The organism is Pseudomonas sp. NY15435 (assembly GCF_048068295.1).
Taxonomy (GTDB): Bacteria; Pseudomonadota; Gammaproteobacteria; order Pseudomonadales; family Pseudomonadaceae; genus Pseudomonas.
On the sequence record NZ_JBLUQA010000002.1, the window covers coordinates 475,461 to 492,830 of the forward strand.

The following is a 17,370-nucleotide window of genomic DNA, read 5'->3' on the forward strand; positions in this document are numbered from 1 at the left end:
AAAAGAAAAAGGCCGCCGGTGTGAGCGGCGGCCTCTGGCCTTACTTGCCTACGCTGACGCCGTAGAAGGAGTTCAGCGCGAACGGGCTGATCTTGAAGTCCTGCACCGTCTTGCGCATCGGCTGGTACACGGTGGAGTGGGCGATCGGGGTGATCGGCACCTGCTCCTTGAGGATGTGCTGGGCCTGCTTGTACAGCTCGGTACGCTTGGCCTGGTCCGGGGTGCGCTTGGCATCCTTGATCAGCTTGTCGTAGGCCGGGTCGCACCACTTGGAGAAGTTGTTGCCGTCCACTGCGTCGCAGCCATACAGGGTGCCCAGCCAGTTGTCCGGATCACCGTTGTCGCCGCTCCAGCCGATCAGCATGGCGTCGTGCTCGCCGCCCTTGGCGCGTTTGATGTACTCGCCCCACTCGTAGGTGACGATCTTCGCCTTGATGCCGACCTTGGCCCAGTCGGATTGCAGCATCTCGGCCATCAGCTTGGCGTTGGGGTTGTACGGGCGCTGCACCGGCATCGCCCACAGGGTTATCTCGGTGCCTTCGGCAACGCCGGCCTTCTTCAGCAGCTCCTTGGCTTTCTCCGGGTTGTAGCCGGCATCCTTGATGGTGTCGTCGTAGGACCACTGGGTCGGCGGCATGCCGTTCACGGCGAGCTGGCCGGCGCCCTGGTAGACGGCATCGATGATGGCCTTCTTGTTCACCGCCATGTCCAGCGCTTCGCGCACTTCGAGCTTGTCGAACGGCTTGTGCAGGACGTTGTAGGCGATGTAGCCAAGGTTGAAGCCTGGCTGCGACGGCATGTTCAGGTTCGCGTCCTTCTTCAGCGCTTCCAGGTCGGCGGGGCGCGGGAAGAGGGTGATCTGGCACTCATTGGCCTTGAGCTTCTGCATGCGCACCGAGGCGTCGGTGTTGATGGCGAAGATCAGGTTGTCGATCTTCACCTCACCCTTGTTCCAGTAATCCGGGTTGGCCTTGAAGCGGATCATCGCGTCCTTCTGGTAGCGACTGAACACGAACGGGCCGGTGCCGATCGGCTTCTGGTTGATGTCGGCGGCCTTGCCCTGCTTGAGCAACTGGTCGGCGTATTCGCCGGACTGGATCGAGGCGAAGCTCATGGCCAGGTTCTGGATGAACGCGGCGTCGACTTCGTTGAGGGTGAACTTGACGGTCTTGTCATCGACCTTCTCCACCTTGGCGATGTTTGCGTCCATGCCCATGTCGGTGAAGTACGGGAATTCGGTCTGGTATGCCTTACGGAACGGGTGATTCTTGTCGAGCATGCGGTTGAAGGTGAACAGCACGTCGTCGGCGTTGAACTCGCGGGTCGGCTTGAAGTAGTCGGTGGTGTGGAACTTCACGCCCGAGCGCAGATGGAAGGTGTAGGTCTTGCCGTCATCGGATACATCCCACTTTTCCGCCAGGCCCGGGATGACCTGGGTGCCGCCGCGCTCGAACTGGGTGAGGCGGTTGAAGACCGTTTCGGCCGAGGCGTCGAAGTCGGTGCCGGTGGTGTACTGGCCGGGGTCGAAGCCTGCCGGGCTGCCTTCGGAGCAATAGACGAGGTTGTTGGCGGCGTGGGCGAGCGGGGCACTGGCGATCAGCCCAGCGGCGATCATGGAGCGGATGACGGCGTTCTTACGCATACGGACCTCTGTTTATTCTGGTTGTCATCGAGGGGCAGCCTCGTGAGCTGCGTTGCGTGAAACTATGCACGGCACATGCCGGGCGCAAGCTGCTGGCGGGGATGAGTGTAGAAGTTGTGACGCGGGTGCAAGGGAATGTCGCAATTTCGACAATGGGAACCGTGCAGTCGAGCGACGGCGCCCCGGTCCCCCAAGGCGCCGCGCTGGAAGAGGCCGCGGGTGTTACGGCATCTGCACCTCGATCGTGCCGTCGGCGCTGACGGTGACCTGGCTGGTGCCGGCTTCGATTTCCTGCGCCGGGGCTGAATCCATGGAGGCGAACTTGGCGGCGGCCATGCGCATCACCGGCATCGGGCGCGGTGCGCCGGAGGTGTTCAGGTTCAGGCTGACCAGCTTGTAGCCCTTGCCGCCGAGCGCGTCGGTGAGCACCTGGGCGCGTGCCTTGAAGGCATCCACCGCGCCTTTCATCATCGCGTCCTCGTTTTTCGCGCGGGTGGCGTCGGCGATGCTGAAGTCCATGCTGCCCATCTTCAGTTTGCCCAGCAGGTCGGCGGTGAGTTGCGAGAGGGCTGCGAAATCGGTGCTTTCCAGGCGGATTTCCGCACGCTCGCGCCAGGCGGTGATCTTCTGGCCCTTGTCGTCATACACCGGGTAGCTGTTGCGGCTGCCCAGGCTGACGGTCACGCCTTTGACCTTGCGCGCCTGCTCGAGCGCCGCGTTCAGCGTGGTAGTGGTCTCGGCTGCCAGTTTCGCCGGGTCGCTGGCCTGGCCTTCGCTGAACAGGGTCACGTGCATCAGGTCGTGGGCGACTTCCTGGCTGACCTCGGCGCGCAGCGAAACCTGGTTGTAGCGAGGTTCGTCTGCCAGGGCTCCCAGGCTGGTGGCGCACAGGGCGATGGCGGCGGCGATGGCGGTGAAGGGTTTCTTCAGTACAGACATGGATGACTCCTTGCTCCAGAAAATGTCCGGGCCACAGCTTAGTAGAGGCAGTGGCGAGGACTGTCAGACCCTTTGACGAGGAATGGTTCGAGTTCGGGTTAACGGCGGGTGTCACCAATTGTTTCGGGCTGAGGCGGCCGTCACAGCGCGCGCTGGAGTATGCTGTGGCGCTATGCCGCATAAAGAGGAGGGGGCTCTTGGCTATACTCGCGCAAATTCCGGAATTCACCATGCGCCCACCGGTTTTCCAGCTTTCCGCCAGTCGTCAGAACCTTCTGCATCTGACGCTCATCCGTATTCTCGTGCTCGCCGCCCAGGCCGGCTCCGTCGGGCTTGCCTACAAGGCTCAGCTGATCCAGCTGCCCTGGCTCGCGCTCGGCGTGACCATCGGCGTATCCCTCGTGCTGTGCCTTGGCACCGCGCTGCGCCTGCGCGGCCCGTGGCCTGTGACCGAACTGGAGTACGCCGTCCAGTTGGCCTGCGACCTGGTCATCCACAGCGTGCTGCTCTATTACTCGGGCGGGTCGAGCAACCCCTTCGTCTCCTATTACCTGGTGCCGTTGACCATCGCCGCGGCGACTCTGCCGTGGCTCTACACCATCGCCCTGGCTGGTCTCGCGCTGGCCAGCTACACGGTGCTGCTGGTGTGGTTCCACCCGCTGGAGATGGCCGCGGGGCAACGCGACAACCTGCTGATCTATGGGATGTGGCTGAGCTTCGCCCTGGCCGCCGCACTGATCACCTTCTTCGTCGCCCGCATGTCCGAGGCGTTGCGCCGGCAGGAACAACTGCAGGCCCAGCGCCGCGAGGAAGGCATGCGTGACCAGCAACTGCTGGCCGTCGCCACCCAGGCCGCTGGTGCCGCCCACGAACTGGGCACGCCGCTGGCGACCATGAGCGTACTGCTCAAGGAATTGCGCCAGACCAATGCGGACCAGCCGATGTTGCAGGAAGATCTCGCCCTGCTGCAGGAGCAGGTCAAGCTCTGCAAGACTACTCTTCAGCACCTGGTACGTGCCGCCGAAGCGGATCGTCGCCAGGCAGTGGAAGAGCAGGGCGCCAACGAATGGGTTGAATCGGTGCTGCGCCGCTGGCACCTGATGCGCCCCGAGGCGAGCTATCGCTACCAGACGCTGGGCAAGGGCAAGGCGCCGCGGATGACTCCGCCGACCGACCTGAGCCAGGCGTTGCTGAACCTGCTCAATAACGCGACGGACGCCTGTCCGGACGATCTGGACATCCGCCTGGACTGGGATGCCGGAGAAATCTGCCTGAGCATCCGCGATCAGGGCCCGGGCGTGCCGCTGGCCATTGCCGAACAGCTCGGCAAGCCGTTCTTCACCACCAAGGGCAAGGGCTTTGGCCTGGGGTTGTTCCTCAGCCAGGCCAGCGTGACCCGCGCAGGTGGAACGGTGAAGTTGTATAACCATGAAGATGGCGGCACTCTGACGGAGTTGCGTCTGCCCAGAAGCTATGGCGTGGCCTGATTGCCGCGCCCGCGAGGAAGTACCATGAGCGAAGAGATCCTGTTCGAAGGCGAAGAGCAGCCCCACCTGCTGCTGGTGGACGACGATGCCACCTTTACCCGCGTCATGGCCCGCGCCATGACCCGTCGCGGGTTGCGGGTATCGGTCGCCGGCTCCGCCGAGGAAGGCCTGGCCATGGCCAAGGAAGATCTGCCCGACTACGCCGTGCTGGACCTGAAAATGGACGGCGATTCCGGCCTGGTGCTGCTGCCCAAGCTGCTCGAGCTCGATGCCGAGATGCGTGTGGTGATCCTCACCGGCTATTCCAGCATCGCTACCGCGGTCGAGGCCATCAAGCGCGGCGCCACCAACTACCTGTGCAAGCCGGCTGACGCCGACGACGTGCTGACCGCGCTGCTGTCGCAACATGCGGACCTGGAAACCCTGGTGCCGGAAAACCCCATGTCGGTCGACCGCCTGCAGTGGGAACATATCCAGCGCGTGCTTGCCGAACATGACGGCAACATCTCCGCGACCGCCCGAGCGCTGGGTATGCACCGGCGCACATTGCAACGTAAGCTGCAGAAGCGCCCGGTGAGGCGTTAAGCGATCGATAACACAAAGGAGCGCCAATGAGCGCTCCTTTTTTGTATGTACAGCCGTGCGAGCCCATCCCCATGACCGACAGCGCCGAATACCGCGCCGCGAACGATGCCGTTCGCAGCCGCTTCTTCCACCGAGTCTGGCAACTCACCGCTCCCTACTGGCGCAGCGAAGAGAAGGGGATGGCCTGGTTGCTGCTGATCGTGGTGATCGCCCTGTCGTTGGTCGGCGTGGCCGTCTCCGTCTGGCTCAACAGCTGGTACCGTGACTTCTACAACGCACTGCAGAACAAGGACGTCGATTCCTTCATCCGACTGGTCCTGTACTTCTGCGGCATCGCCGCGGCGGCCATTCTGATCGCCGTCTATCGCCTCTACCTGACCCAGATGCTGACCATCCGCTGGCGCCGCTGGTTGACGGAGAAGCACTTCGCCGCCTGGCTCGGCGACAAGAACTACTACCGCCTGGAACAACGCGGCCACACCGACAACCCTGACCAGCGTCTGACCGAAGACCTCAACAACTTCACCGACACTACCCTGACTCTGGGCCTGGGCCTGATCCGCAATGTGGTCAGCCTGGTGTCCTTCTCGGTCATTCTCTGGGGCGTTTCCGGCAGCATCGAGTTGTTCGGCATCACCATCCCCGGTTACATGTTCTGGGCCGCGCTGCTCTACGCTGCGGTCGGTAGCTGGCTGACCCACCTCATTGCCCGTCGCCTGATCAGCCTGAACAACCAGCAGCAGCGCTTCGAGGCGGACCTGCGTTTCGGTCTGGTGCGCGTTCGCGAGAATGCCGAGAGCATCGCCCTGTACAACGGCGAGGCCAACGAGAACGATCGGCTGATGACGCGCTTCCGCAATGTCTGGGGCAATTTCTGGGAGTTGATGAAGGTGCAGAAGCGCCTGACTTTCTTCAGCTCCGGCTACGCCCAGATCGCCATTATCTTCCCGTTGGTCGTCGCCGCGCCGCGCTACTTCGCCGGCAAGATCCAGCTGGGCGAACTCATGCAGATCAACTCCGCCTTCAGCAACGTGCAGGATGGCCTGAGCTGGTTCATCGACGCCTACGCCAGTCTCGCCAACTGGCGCGCTACCTGTGACCGTCTACTGAGCTTCCGCGGCGCCATGGCTGACATCGCCCAGGAATCGGCCAATATCGACGTGCGCAAGTCCGGCGATAACCTGCAACTGCACAACCTCACCCTCAGCCTGGGCAATGGCCGTGAGCTGCTGCAGCCCACCAGCCTGGCAGTCAATACCGGCGAGCACGTGCTGATCGGTGGGCCGTCCGGCGGTGGCAAGAGCACCCTGCTGCGAGCGATGAGCGGCCTCTGGCGCTACGGCAGCGGCGTGGTGCAGATGCCTGAGGCGCGCAGCCTGTTCGTCCCGCAGAAACCCTACCTGCCCATCGGTACGCTCGCCGAGGCGCTGTGCTATCCGGAGCAGGGCGATCGTCACGATCCCGAACAACTGAAGCAGGTGCTGCACCTGTGCCGCCTGGATTCCCTGATACCGCGCCTGGACGAAGCCGACCATTGGCAACGCCTCCTTTCTCCGGGCGAGCAGCAGCGTCTGGCTATTGCCCGTGCGTTGCTCTATGCGCCGCAGTGGCTGTTCCTCGACGAGGCTACCTCCGCACTGGATGAAACCGACGAAGCCGCCCTTTATCAGGTGCTCCTAGACCAGTTGCCGGGCGTCACCCTGGTCAGCATTGGCCACCGGGTAAGCCTGAAGCGATTCCATCCGCGCCAACTGCGTCTGGAGGAACATCGTTTGCAGGAGATCGAGTCTGTTTTGCCAGCGTAGTGGCAGTTTGATTCACTGGGATATTGTGATCAGGTTAGTGGGAAACATCTGAAAGTCTTCTCAGACGGGATGATTTCTTCTTATTTATTTACATTTTTCAGTGTTTAGCCGCTGCGAAGTTTTCAATAACAGGTACCCTGTGCACCCCGGCGGTTACCCCGCCGGGCCGAATGCAATCCAACGGTACCGCCATGAAATCCCTTTCCCCGTCACGGCAAGCCCTGACCCGCTCGGACCTGCGCCTGGTCGACACGCGCCGGTACGTGCTGGGTGCCGCGTGCATGGCCATCGTCCTGGCCATCGCGGCGTTTGCCGGTGGGCTGTGGATCGGCCGCCAGCCCGCGGGGCTTCCTGTGCAACCGGTGGTGACGGTCACCGAGGCCACCACCCCTGATGCCTCCGAGGAGCGCTTCACCGCCGAACGTGTCGGTGAGCTGGCTGGGCGCCTGCAGGTGCTGGAGAAAGACGCTGCCTACTTGCTCAAGGCAGTGGATAGCCAGCAGGAAATCACCCGCAAGGTCACCAGGCTCGACCCCACGCTGATTCCGAAGCCGAAACCGGTCAGCACCAAGGGCGAAGGCGGGGTACTGTTGCCGCCGCGAGATTGCGGTACCGCCGCTGCCACCGACCTGACTCAGAGCGAGCAATCCGTCCGCTGCCTGCGCCGTGTCTTCGACCAATTGATGGATCAGGTCGCCCGGCGCAATGCCGATTTCATGGCCATCCCCGCGCGCCGACCGCTGGAGGACGCTCGCCTGGGTTCGCCCTTCGGCAATCGAGTCGATCCTTTCAATCGGCGCCTGGCCTTCCATTCCGGGCAGGATTTCTCTGCGCCGATCGGCACGCCGATTCACGCCGCTGCCGGTGGCCGCGTCATCGCCGCGGGTCCGCATACATCGTATGGAAACCTGGTGGAGATTGACCACGGCAATGGATTGGTCACGCGCTATGCGCACGCGTCGAAAGTCTTCGTGAAGGTCGGCGATGTCGTGTTGCCGGAGCAGAAGATTGCCGCGGTAGGCTCGACCGGCCGCTCGACGGGAGCGCACCTGCATTTCGAAGTATTGCTCAAGGGCGAGTTCGTCGACCCGCAGAACTTCCTTTCGCTGGGCGGGATGGAGATAGACAGCGATGGCATGGCCGCGGACTAGAAAACTCGATACCCGTCAGTTGCTGCATGCCGAGCACCGGCCTCATGTTCCCCGCGGTCATGGCTGGCTGGTCTGGGTGGCGCTGGTGTTGGTGATCGCGGTGGCTGCCGCCGTCGCCGTGTACTGGATGCGCCAGGGTGATGACCAGCAGGCGCAACAGCGGATCGCCGAACTCGAGGCGCGTAACCAGGAATTGAGCGAGGCCCTGGAAAGGGAGCGCTTGCAAGTGAACGAAGAAATGGCGAATCGCGACCAACTGATGCGTCGCATCGACGTGATGTCCGCCCAGATCAAGCAACTGAAGACGGAGCAGGCGTTCTACCGCCAGCAGAAACCTGGCAAGTAGTACGCGCGAGGAATTGCGATGTTCAGCAACAGCAAGAAGAAAGGCCCGCAAGTGTCGGTGGACAAGTTCTCCAGCCTGCTGTCGGGCAATGTGGACCTGGTTGGCGATATGCAGTTTCAGGATGGCCTGAAGATACTCGGTACCGTGAAGGGCAATGTCTGTCACAAGCCCGGCGCGGCCAGCCTGCTGGCGCTCAGCGCGGAAGGGCGGATCGAGGGCAACGTCAGCAGCTACGACGCGCTGATCGACGGCACCATCATCGGCGACCTGTACGTCGAGCACCTGCTGGAGCTGCACTCCAATGCGCGGGTGGTCGGCAATATCCAGTATCGCCAACTGAGCATGGAAAACGGCGCTACGGTGGACGGCAAGCTGACCCGCCTGGCTGACGGTGAGGCCCCCAAGCCGCTGGAGCTGCCGGCTCCGGTGCGCGAAGAGGAAGTCGAAGCCTGATTTGCCCCGGCGCAGTGGGTACTTAGCTTGCTATGATTGTCGCCCCCTCCGCCCAGATCGTTTCGCCCCATGCTCGCACTCCTGCTCCAGACCTTCAGCATCACTGCTCCGGTCTTCGCCATGCTTTTCCTTGGAGTGCTGTTGCGCCGCGTCGGGGCGATCAATCCGGAATTCATCCAGACAGCGTCGGCGCTGGTCTTCAACGCCACTATGCCGGCGATGCTCTTCCTCGGCATCTACCACTCCGACCTGCACAGCGCTGCGCGCCCGGAAGTGCTGCTGTACTTTTGCGCGGCGACCCTGGCGGGTTTCCTGCTTGCCTGGGGCTGGGCCGCATGGCGGGTGCCGCGCGCGGAGCGGGGCGTCTACGTTCAGGGTTCGTTCCGTGGCAACAACGGCATCATCGGTCTGGCACTGGCCACCAGCCTGTATGGTGACCATGGTCTGGCGCTGGGCTCGGTCCTCGCCGCGCTGGTGATCCTCTGCTACAACACGCTGTCCTCGGTGGTGCTGGCGATCTACAGCCCGAGTATGAAGTCCGATCCGCTGAGCATTGCGCGCAACGTCATCTGCAACCCGCTGATCATCAGTGTGCTGGCAGCGCTGCCGTTCTCCTGGTTCGGTATCGCCCTGCCGAAGTGGCTGTTGACCTCCGCCGACTACTTCGCCCAGATGACCTTGCCGCTGGCGCTGGTGTGTATCGGCGGCACCCTGTCGCTGGCCTCGCTGCGCGAGAGCGGTGGGCTGGCGATCAGCGCGAGCCTGATGAAGATGGTCTGGCTGCCGCTGATCTGCACCTCCGTCGCCTGGGCATTGGGCTTCCGCGGAGCCGAACTGGGCGTGCTGTTCCTTTACTTCGCCAGCCCCACGGCGGCGGCCAGCTATGTCATGGCCCGTGCGGCCAATGGCAACCACGAGCTGGCGGCGTCGATCATCGTCATCACCACCCTGGTGGCGGCGCTGACCACCAATGTCGGCATCTTCGTCCTGCAGTGGGGCGGCTGGATGTGACTCGAGGGAAGTCGAGATTCTTCCAATTGGTGTTGGGTAAATGGCGATTCAGCTTGTAGGAAATTTCTGAAAGATCGCTCTATGTCGCAACGCCGCGCGAACGCCGTTCCGCGCGTCGACAAGACCGGTTACATTTGGCTCCCCCGCTATGCACGATCAAGGAATGTTCATGCAGCTCACGCGTCGGATGGTTCGTGCCGTCTTCTTTTTATCAGCCAGTCTCCTGGCTGCGACGGTTGCTGCCGAGCCGAGTGCGGACCTCTCCAGCCCTGCCGCCGGCTGGCGTTATTCCGGCCTGACCGATGATCCCAGCGTGCCTCGCGTGGCCTATCCCACGCCACCCATCGACCGGGGCGGTTCCCGTGGCCGCAGCCTGATCGAAGGCCATCTGCGCGAAGTGGCCGGTATCGACCGCGCCCAGCGCCTGGTAGTCAACGGCAACCCGCTCCCTCTCTATACCGACGCCGAAGGCAAGTTTGTCCGCCCGTACAACTTCGGTGCTGGCAGCAACAGCGTCGAAGTGGCCAGTGCCGAGGGCAAATCCCTCAAGCGCATCCAGTTCTATGAAGCCAACAACAGTCGGGTCGCGCCACGCATCCGCCTGGCGCTGGGCTGGAACGACCCCAAGGCCGAGCTCGACCTGCATATTGTCACGCCTGACGGCCAGCATGCCTTCTGGGCGCGGCCGCGGCTGAGCAACGGCGGCGGCCTCGACCCGGACGGCGTCGATGGCCCCGGCCCGGAAATGTTCACCATGGCTGCGCCGCTGCATGGCACCTACCTGGTCTATGTGAACTACTGGGGCAACTACAACGCCAGCCAGGGTTACAACTTCCAGGAAGGCAATCACGAGCAGGATGTGATCACCGCCGAGATCAACCTGGTGTTCAACGAAAATACCGTCAACGAGAAGCGCGAGACCTTCGTGGTGCCCATGCGCACCATCGGTGATCTGGTGCTGGTGAAGACCTTCAACTACTGAATTCGCCCCTCGCAGGGATGACACGGGACAAGCGATCCATGAGCGACAACACGCCCTCCAGCAGCCAAGACAGTACCCCTACGCCGCCGGCACAGGCTCCGCGCCGTGGCCCGCTGATCGCCATCGGCGCGCTCGCCGCCGCCCTGGTCGCCGGTGGCCTGGCCCTGGCCTTCGGCCTGATTCCGGCCTTCCACTCGGCGCCGGTGGGCACCCTGGAAGCGCCGGAGAGCCCGAAGGTGGTCCGCGACCTCAAGCGCCCGGACGCGCTGATCGAAAGCGCCTCTCTCAGCCAGTTGCCCAAGGCCTTGCTGGAAGTGCCGCTGCTGCGCGATGTGCTCACCGAGGACTTCGTCTTCTACTACGAGAACAACGCCGACCGCCTGGGCCTGACCGGCACCCTGCGACGCATCGTCTACGAACACGACCTGACTCTGAAGGACAGCGTGATCGAGGAGTTGCTCGACCAGCCGGCGCAGGTCGCCCTGTGGCGTGGCGCCGACGGCCGCCTGCGCGACTTCATGGTGGTGCTCAAGCGTGGTGGGCTGGCCAAGGTACTGGAGCCGCTGGCCAAAGTCGCGGCCGATGACACCCAACTGAAGAAGGTCTCGGAAATCCAGGTGAAGGGCAGCGCCACGCCGGTCTACAGCCTGCGCTACGGTGCCGAGAAGGCCTTGCTGTTGGTCTCCCGTGGCGACCAGATGCTGGTGTTGTCGAACCCGAAGATGCTCTTCCCAAACCCGGACTACGACAACCTGGGCGAGCCCGACGCGGCCATCGCCAAGGACCTGGGCACCGCGCTGGAAGGCGAACCGCTGTTTGCCAAGGACTTCGCCCTGGAGCCGCGCGGTGAGCTGAAGCAGCGCATCACCCTGGGTGCCGGTGTGCTCGCCATGGGCTACCAACGCTTCATCCCGACCTTCGCAGGCGTGCGCTTCGATCAGGGCAAGGACGGTTGGCACAGCTACCTGGCGCTCAATGAGGTCGCCCGCCAGCCGGACCTGGATTTCACCCCCGTCTGGCAGGCCATGCCCATGGGCGCCAGCGCGTGCGTCGCGCTGCCGGTTACGCCGGGCCTGTACGACAACATGCTGGTGAAGCTCGGCGCCGAGCAGAAGATGGCCGCCGCGTTCTCCGAGCATCTCTCCGGTGCCGCCGGCCTGTGCTGGTACCCGGAGTCGCGCCTGCACTCGCCGTTGCTCGCGGTGAAGCTCGACGCGCCGGCCAGCCCCGAGCTGGACGAGCAGCTGGGCAAGCTCTTCGGCAGCATGATCGGCGCCTACGAGGCCAACGTGGAGGCCGGCGCCTTCGAGGTTGAAAGTCGAGCCGAGGGCGAAGGTCGTCTGTGGCAACGCCAGGTCAGCTCGCGCTTCGGCCAGTACCCGGCCAGCGAGGCGGAGAACCCCGACCAGGTCAGCGGCAATGGCTTCTTCCGTGTCAGCCTGCTGCGCGACGGCAACACGCTGCTCTTCTCCATCGACGACAAGCTGCTGGACAAGGCGCGCAACACCCTGGCCAAGCGCTTCCCGCCGCTGGCCGACGTACTGCCCAAGGATGCTCTGGTGCCCGCCTACCTGGCGCCCAAGACGCTGTCAGCACTGCTCCAGCGCGAAACCCTCGACAGCCTGCCGCAGGACATCGAGCCGGTGTTCCGCAACGCCGCTGACACGCTGCTCCTGCCACGCCTGAAGACCCTCGCCGGCAACGGCTCCTACGCCCTGACCCTGCCGGCCGGCAGCGAGCCCAGCGGCGAGTGGGAGTGGCTGCCGCTGGAATGGAAGGCGCTGTGATCCGCAAACCCCTCATGCTGCTGGCCAGTCTGCTTGTCGCCACGCTGGCGCATGCGACCGAGCCGGCGCTGGATGCGCAGCAGACCCAGGTGTTCCGCGCCTGGTTCGTGCGTATTGCCGAGGAGCAACTGCGCCGTGGGCCGAACCCGCGCTGGTACCAGCAGGACTGTGCAGGGTTGGTACGCTTCGCCGCCAACGAGGCGCTGAAGGTGCACGACGCCAAGTGGCTGCGCGCCAATGGCATGTCCAACCGCTACCTGCCGCCGGAGCTGGAACTGTCCGACGCGCAGCGCAATCTCGCGCAGAGCTGGCAGCAGGGGGGCGGCAAGACCGGCCCCTACGTCAACGCGATCAAACTCATTCAATACAACAGCCAGCTCATCGGCCGCGACCTCAACCAGGCGCGCCCCGGCGACCTGATGTTCTTCGACCAGGGCGATGACCAGCATCTGATGATCTGGATGGGCCGCGACATCGCTTATCACACCGGCACTCGTACGGCGACCGACAACGGCATGCGCTCGGTCAGCCTGCAACAACTCATGACATGGAAGGACACCCGATGGATACCCGACGAATCCAATCCCAACTTTATCGGCGTCTATCGCTTGTCCTTCCTGACCCGATGAGCGCGCTGCGCGGCATTGTCGCTGCTCTGGCCTGCGCCGGCCTGTTCGCCGCCGCGCCTGCGATCGTGCAGGCGGACGACGACGTCCCGGCGAGCGGCTACACGCCCATGGCCGGCGAGTCGTTCTTCCTGCTAGCCGACTCGAGCTTCGCCTCAGACGAAGTGGCCAAGGTGCGCCTGGAAGCGCCCGGTCGCGACTACCGCCGCTACCGCATGGAGCCCTACGGCGGCGCAGACATCCGCGTCTACCGCATCGACCAGCCGCTGGACTTCCTCAAGCGCCAGAAGAACCTGCACCGCGTGCTGTCCGAAGGGCAGTTCAAGGGCGAGGGGCTGTCCAATACCCTGGCCTACCTGTGGGACAACTGGTACCGCAAGTCGCGTCGGGTGATGCAGCGGACCTTCTCCTATGAGTCGCGTCAGCAGGTCACCGAGGTAGTGCCCGAGCTGAAGATGGGCAATGCCATGCGCGCGCCGACCCCGTACGATGCGCAGCCGCAGTACGCGCCGATCCCCGGACTGCCGATGGTCAGCCAGTTCCGCTATCCGCTGTGGGATGCCAAGCCGATCCAGCCGCCGAAGGAAGTCACCCTGGCTGGCTCCTCCAGCGAATTCATCAACGTCGCCCCGGGCAACGTCTATGTGCCGCTGGGCAAGCTGAAACCCGGCCTGTACCTGGTCGAAGCGATGGTCGGCAAATACCGTGCGACCACCGTGGTGTTCGTCTCCAACAGCGTTGCGGTGAGCAAGATCGCCGGCAACGAGCTGCTGGTGTGGACCGCGCGCAAGCATGAAGGCACGCCAGTGGGTGGCGCCAAGGTGCTGTGGACCGATGGCCTGGGCGTGATGAGCAGCGGGAGCAGCGATGCCGACGGCCTGCTGCGCCTGCAACACGTCAGCCCCGAGCGCTCCTTCGTGATTGGTGAGGACGAGGAGGGCGGCGTCTTCGTTTCCGAAAACTTCTATTACGACAGCGAAATCTACGACACCAAGCTCTATGCCTTTACCGACCGCCCGCTTTACCGTCCGGGCGACTGGGTTTCGCTGAAGATCGTCGGCCGCGAGTTCAAGAACTCCCGCGAATCGCAGTCGCCGCAGAGCGCGCCGCTGCGCCTGTCGGTGATCGATGCCGCCGGTACCACGTTGCAGACGCTCGACCTCAAGTACGACGCCAAGAGCGGCACCAACGGTCGCTTCCAGCTGCCAGCCAACGCCGTAGCCGGTGGCTATGAGCTGCGCTTCGACTACCGCGACCAGACCTACAGCAGCGCCTTCCGCGTTGCCGAGTACATCAAGCCGCACTTCGAGATTTCCCTCGACCTCGCCAAGCCCGATTTCAAGACCGGCGAGCCGGTAAAGGGCAACCTGATCCTGCTCTACCCGGACGGCAAGCCGGTGGCCAACGCTCGCCTGGAGCTGAGCCTGCGCGCGCAACAGCTGTCCATGGTGGACAACGAACTGCAGTACCTCGGCCAATTCCCCGTGGAGCTGTCGAGCGCACAGATCACCACCGACGACCAGGGCCGCGCCGCGCTGGACCTGCCGGCAGCGGAGAAACCCAGCCGCTACATGCTCACCGTGTTCGCCAGCGATGGCGCCGCGTATCGCGTGAAAACCAGCAAGGAAATCCTCATCGAACGGGGCGCCGCGCGCTACCGCGTGAGCGCACCGCAGCGCTTCAGCGCCGCTGGTGACAAAGTCGAATTCAGCTATGCCGCTGAACAACAGACGCAGATCCAGCCGACCGCCTACCGCTGGCTGCGCCTGGAAGATCGCAGCAGCGGCGACGGCACAGTGGCCGACGGCAAGTTCGCCATCACCTTCGACAAGCCCGGCACCTACAGTGTCGAACTGCGTGACAAGGCCGGCCAACTGCTCGGCGGTACCGGCCACTCGGTCAGCGGCGATGGCGTCAAAGCCGTGCCGGGTACCGTGGAAATCGTCCTCGACAAGGCCGAGTACCAGGCGGGTGAAGAAGCGCTGGCGCTGATTACCTTCCCCGAGCCGGTCGATGATGCGCTGCTGTCGCTGGAGCGCGACAAGGTCGAGGCCACCGCGCTGCTGTCCAAGGGCGGCGACTGGCTGAAGCTGGAGAAGCTCAACCCCACGCAGTACCGCGCACGCATTCCGGTGAAGCCGGAGTTCTCGCCGAACCTGACCTTCTCCGTGCTCTACACCCGCAGCGGTGACTACAGCTTCCAGAACGCCGGCATCAAGGTCGCCGTGCCGCAGGTGGAGATTGCCGTCAGCACCGACAAGGAGCGCTACGAGCCGGGTGAGACGGTCACCGTCAACCTCGACACCCGCTACGCCGGCAAACCCGTTGCCAGCCATCTCACCGTGAGTGTGGTGGACGAGATGATCTACGCGCTGCAGCCGGAGATCGCCCCGGGCATCGACCAGTTCTTCTACCATCCGCGGCGCAACAACGTGCGCACCAGCGCCAGCCTCGCGTTCATCAGTTACGACGTGGCACTGCCTGGCACACCCAGCGCGCCCGGTCGCGCCAACCGCAGCGAGCGTGGCGTGAAGGTGCTGGAGCGCCCGCGCCGCGAGGAAGTGGACACCGCCGCCTGGGAACCGGAGCTGGTCACCGATGCCAACGGCAAGGCCCAGTTCAAGTTCCGCATGCCGGACTCACTGACTCGCTGGCGTATCACTGCTCGGGCCATGGATGACGAAGGCCAGGTCGGCCAGAAGAAACAGTTCATCCGCTCCGAGAAACCGCTGTATCTGAAGTGGAGCGGGCCGAAACGTTTCCGCAGCGGCGACGCTCCGGACCTCGGCCTGTTCGTCTTCAACCAGGGTGAGCAGGACACCAAGGCCGAGCTGCTGATCCGCGCCAACGGCGTTGAGAAGACGCAGGCACTGGAGCTCAAGCGTGGCGTCAACTATATCGCCCTGCCGCAGCAGCCACTGAACGAGGGTGACTGGACCGTCGAGCTGCGCCAGGACAGCCAGATTCGCGATAGCCTCGGCGTTCACTTCAGCCTGGTGGCCGACAGCTGGCAAGTGCTGCAGTCCAAGCCGCTGCAGGTCAACGCACAGAACACTCCGCTGCAACTTCCGGCGGATGCCCGCGATGTCACTCTGCGCCTGGACGACAGCGCCCAGGCCCTGCTGCGCGGCAACCTCGATTCGCTGCTCGACTATCCGTGGGGTGGTGTCGAGCAGACCGCCAGCCAACTGCTGCCGCTGAGCGTCGCCTATCCGATGCTGGCGAACGGCGAGCCGCGGGTACGTGACCGTCTGCGCCTGATCATGCAGACCAGCCGCCTGCGTCTGGTGCAGATGGCCGGTCCGGACGCGTACTTCACCTGGTGGGGCGGCGAAGACAATGACGCCTTCCTTACCGCGTACGCCTATTACGCCGACTGGCACGCCAGCCGCGCGTTGGAAATCCAGCTGCCGCCGGATCACTGGCAGCGCGTGCTGGAGCTTTACTCCGCGCGTGCCAGCGCCACGCCGCTGCTGCAGCGCGCGCTGATCCTGGCTTTTGCCCGCGACATGAAGTTGCCGGTGCAGACGCTGGTCAGCGGTCTGCTCACCGATCTGGAGAACGCCGGCAACGGCGAGGCGGCGAAGTCGGTGAACGATTTCGACAGCGACGACAGCCTGGTCATGGGCCGGCCGGACTCTGAACTGGGCCTGGCAGTGGCTCGTGTGCTGACGGCCAGCCTGGCCGAGCAGAACAAGGTCGCGCTGCCGCAAGGCTTCGCCAAGCAACTGGATGGCGCACGCCTGAAGCTGAACACCAGTGATCAGCCGTTCGCCCGTGCCGTGCAGCTCTATAGCGGTAGCGTGGACGCCAACCGCGCCCGCGCGCTGCTGCTGAGCCTGGCGCCGCAGCAGTCCACTATCGAACGCGCCCTCGCGCTGACCTGGATGCAGCGCGCAGTGGCCGATGCTCCGGCTGCCGAGCTGCCCAAACCGGTGGCGGATTGGAAGGAAGGCCGCAGCACCACCGGCGATGCCTTCTGGCATTGGCAGGGCAAGGAGGTGCCCGCGCAGCTGGACCTGAGCGCCGCGCCGTCGCGTCCGCTCAACGCTTCTGTGACCTTCCGCAGCGCCGAAGCGCCGGCCAGCCAGTTGCCGGTGACCATCAAGCGTCGCCTGCTGCGCCTGGTGCCGGGCGAAGACGCCTTCGCCTTCAGTGCCGAGGCGTTGGGCGACAAGCCGCTGTCCAGCGACGAGCTGTACCTCGACGAAGTGACTCTGACCACCGAGCAGGCGCAAGCCCTGCGCTACGGCATGCTGGAAGTGCCGCTGCCGCCGGGCGCGGACGTCGAGCGCACCACCTGGGGCCTGCAGATCAGCGGTCTGGGCGGTGTCGAGGCGACCAGCCTGGAGCGAGCTCGCAACGAACCCGGCGACCTGTTCTACGGCGTGCCTGTGGATACCCTGGGCGGCGAGCTGCGCTTCCGCCATCTGGTCCGCTTCTCGCAGAAAGGCGAGTTCGTCCTCCCGCCGGCGCGTTACCAGCGCCTCTATGCGCCGCAGGAGCAGGCGCTGGAGCAGCAGCCGGCCCTGGCGAAGATCAAGGTCCAGTAATCC

13 protein-coding genes are annotated in these 17,370 nt (G+C 64.3%); 11 read left to right on the plus strand and 2 right to left on the minus strand.

Annotated elements, in window-relative coordinates; translation table 11 throughout:
- Positions 1-40: 40 nt before the first annotated feature.
- Both ACNFH5_RS06325 and ACNFH5_RS06330 read right to left on the minus strand, forming a co-directional pair.
- Positions 41-1,642, minus strand: coding sequence for an ABC transporter substrate-binding protein (locus tag ACNFH5_RS06325; RefSeq protein WP_416744820.1), 1,602 nt, complete (start codon positions 1,640-1,642; stop codon positions 41-43).
- Between the two features lie 222 nt (positions 1,643-1,864).
- A complete protein-coding gene (locus tag ACNFH5_RS06330) occupies positions 1,865-2,581 on the minus strand; it encodes an SIMPL domain-containing protein (RefSeq protein ID WP_416744821.1) in 717 nt (238 codons plus the stop codon).
- Between the two features lie 230 nt (positions 2,582-2,811).
- Here ACNFH5_RS06330 and ACNFH5_RS06335 point away from each other — a divergent pair, with 230 nt between their 5' ends.
- From ACNFH5_RS06335 to ACNFH5_RS06385, 11 genes are all read left to right on the plus strand, one after another.
- Positions 2,812-4,068 carry an ATP-binding protein gene (locus tag ACNFH5_RS06335; protein WP_416744822.1) on the plus strand — a complete coding sequence of 419 codons (1,257 nt, stop codon included), beginning with the start codon at positions 2,812-2,814 and terminating at the stop codon, positions 4,066-4,068.
- A gap of 24 nt (positions 4,069-4,092) precedes the next feature.
- Positions 4,093-4,653, plus strand: a complete 561-nt coding sequence (locus ACNFH5_RS06340) for a response regulator transcription factor (RefSeq protein ID WP_017518181.1) — start codon at positions 4,093-4,095, stop codon at positions 4,651-4,653.
- A 71-nt stretch (positions 4,654-4,724) separates the two neighbouring features.
- Positions 4,725-6,458 carry an ABC transporter ATP-binding protein/permease gene (locus tag ACNFH5_RS06345; protein WP_416744964.1) on the plus strand — a complete coding sequence of 578 codons (1,734 nt, stop codon included), beginning with the start codon at positions 4,725-4,727 and terminating at the stop codon, positions 6,456-6,458.
- Between the two features lie 191 nt (positions 6,459-6,649).
- Positions 6,650-7,609 carry a M23 family metallopeptidase gene (locus ACNFH5_RS06350; protein ID WP_416744823.1) on the plus strand — a complete coding sequence of 320 codons (960 nt, stop codon included), beginning with the start codon at positions 6,650-6,652 and terminating at the stop codon, positions 7,607-7,609.
- Positions 7,590-7,955 carry a hypothetical protein gene (locus ACNFH5_RS06355; protein WP_416744824.1) on the plus strand — a complete coding sequence of 122 codons (366 nt, stop codon included), beginning with the start codon at positions 7,590-7,592 and terminating at the stop codon, positions 7,953-7,955. Before ACNFH5_RS06350 ends, ACNFH5_RS06355 begins: the two co-directional genes overlap by 20 nt.
- A gap of 18 nt (positions 7,956-7,973) precedes the next feature.
- Positions 7,974-8,408 (plus strand): bactofilin family protein, encoded by a 435-nt coding sequence (locus tag ACNFH5_RS06360; protein ID WP_416744825.1) that lies wholly within the window; start codon positions 7,974-7,976, stop codon positions 8,406-8,408.
- Between the two features lie 69 nt (positions 8,409-8,477).
- Positions 8,478-9,419, plus strand: a complete 942-nt coding sequence (locus ACNFH5_RS06365; protein WP_416744826.1) for an AEC family transporter — start codon at positions 8,478-8,480, stop codon at positions 9,417-9,419.
- A gap of 187 nt (positions 9,420-9,606) precedes the next feature.
- On the plus strand, positions 9,607-10,401 hold the full coding sequence (locus tag ACNFH5_RS06370) for a YfaP family protein (RefSeq protein ID WP_416744965.1): 795 nt from the start codon (positions 9,607-9,609) through the stop codon (positions 10,399-10,401).
- Between the two features lie 38 nt (positions 10,402-10,439).
- A complete protein-coding gene (locus tag ACNFH5_RS06375) occupies positions 10,440-12,188 on the plus strand; it encodes a DUF2138 domain-containing protein (protein ID WP_416744827.1) in 1,749 nt (582 codons plus the stop codon).
- 14 nt (positions 12,189-12,202) lie between these two features.
- Positions 12,203-12,817, plus strand: coding sequence for a DUF1175 domain-containing protein (locus ACNFH5_RS06380; protein WP_416744966.1), 615 nt, complete (start codon positions 12,203-12,205; stop codon positions 12,815-12,817).
- The gene (locus ACNFH5_RS06385; RefSeq protein ID WP_416744828.1) at positions 12,814-17,367 is read left to right on the plus strand and encodes an alpha-2-macroglobulin family protein; all 4,554 of its coding nucleotides are present in this window, start codon (positions 12,814-12,816) and stop codon (positions 17,365-17,367) included. Before ACNFH5_RS06380 ends, ACNFH5_RS06385 begins: the two co-directional genes overlap by 4 nt.
- The last annotated feature ends 3 nt before the right edge of the window (positions 17,368-17,370 follow it).

What these genes read in the sequence shown, in the direction of transcription:
- ACNFH5_RS06325 (WP_416744820.1), bottom strand. Translation starts at nt 1,642, where the DNA reads ATGCGTAAGAACGCCGTCATCCGCTCCATGATCGCCGCTGGGCTGATC.
- ACNFH5_RS06330 (WP_416744821.1), bottom strand. Translation starts at nt 2,581, where the DNA reads ATGTCTGTACTGAAGAAACCCTTCACCGCCATCGCCGCCGCCATCGCC.
- ACNFH5_RS06335 (WP_416744822.1), top strand. Translation starts at nt 2,812, where the DNA reads ATGCGCCCACCGGTTTTCCAGCTTTCCGCCAGTCGTCAGAACCTTCTG.
- ACNFH5_RS06340 (WP_017518181.1), top strand. Translation starts at nt 4,093, where the DNA reads ATGAGCGAAGAGATCCTGTTCGAAGGCGAAGAGCAGCCCCACCTGCTG.
- ACNFH5_RS06345 (WP_416744964.1), top strand. Translation starts at nt 4,725, where the DNA reads ATGACCGACAGCGCCGAATACCGCGCCGCGAACGATGCCGTTCGCAGC.
- ACNFH5_RS06350 (WP_416744823.1), top strand. Translation starts at nt 6,650, where the DNA reads ATGAAATCCCTTTCCCCGTCACGGCAAGCCCTGACCCGCTCGGACCTG.
- ACNFH5_RS06355 (WP_416744824.1), top strand. Translation starts at nt 7,590, where the DNA reads ATGGCATGGCCGCGGACTAGAAAACTCGATACCCGTCAGTTGCTGCAT.
- ACNFH5_RS06360 (WP_416744825.1), top strand. Translation starts at nt 7,974, where the DNA reads ATGTTCAGCAACAGCAAGAAGAAAGGCCCGCAAGTGTCGGTGGACAAG.
- ACNFH5_RS06365 (WP_416744826.1), top strand. Translation starts at nt 8,478, where the DNA reads ATGCTCGCACTCCTGCTCCAGACCTTCAGCATCACTGCTCCGGTCTTC.
- ACNFH5_RS06370 (WP_416744965.1), top strand. Translation starts at nt 9,607, where the DNA reads ATGGTTCGTGCCGTCTTCTTTTTATCAGCCAGTCTCCTGGCTGCGACG.
- ACNFH5_RS06375 (WP_416744827.1), top strand. Translation starts at nt 10,440, where the DNA reads ATGAGCGACAACACGCCCTCCAGCAGCCAAGACAGTACCCCTACGCCG.
- ACNFH5_RS06380 (WP_416744966.1), top strand. Translation starts at nt 12,203, where the DNA reads ATGCTGCTGGCCAGTCTGCTTGTCGCCACGCTGGCGCATGCGACCGAG.
- ACNFH5_RS06385 (WP_416744828.1), top strand. Translation starts at nt 12,814, where the DNA reads ATGAGCGCGCTGCGCGGCATTGTCGCTGCTCTGGCCTGCGCCGGCCTG.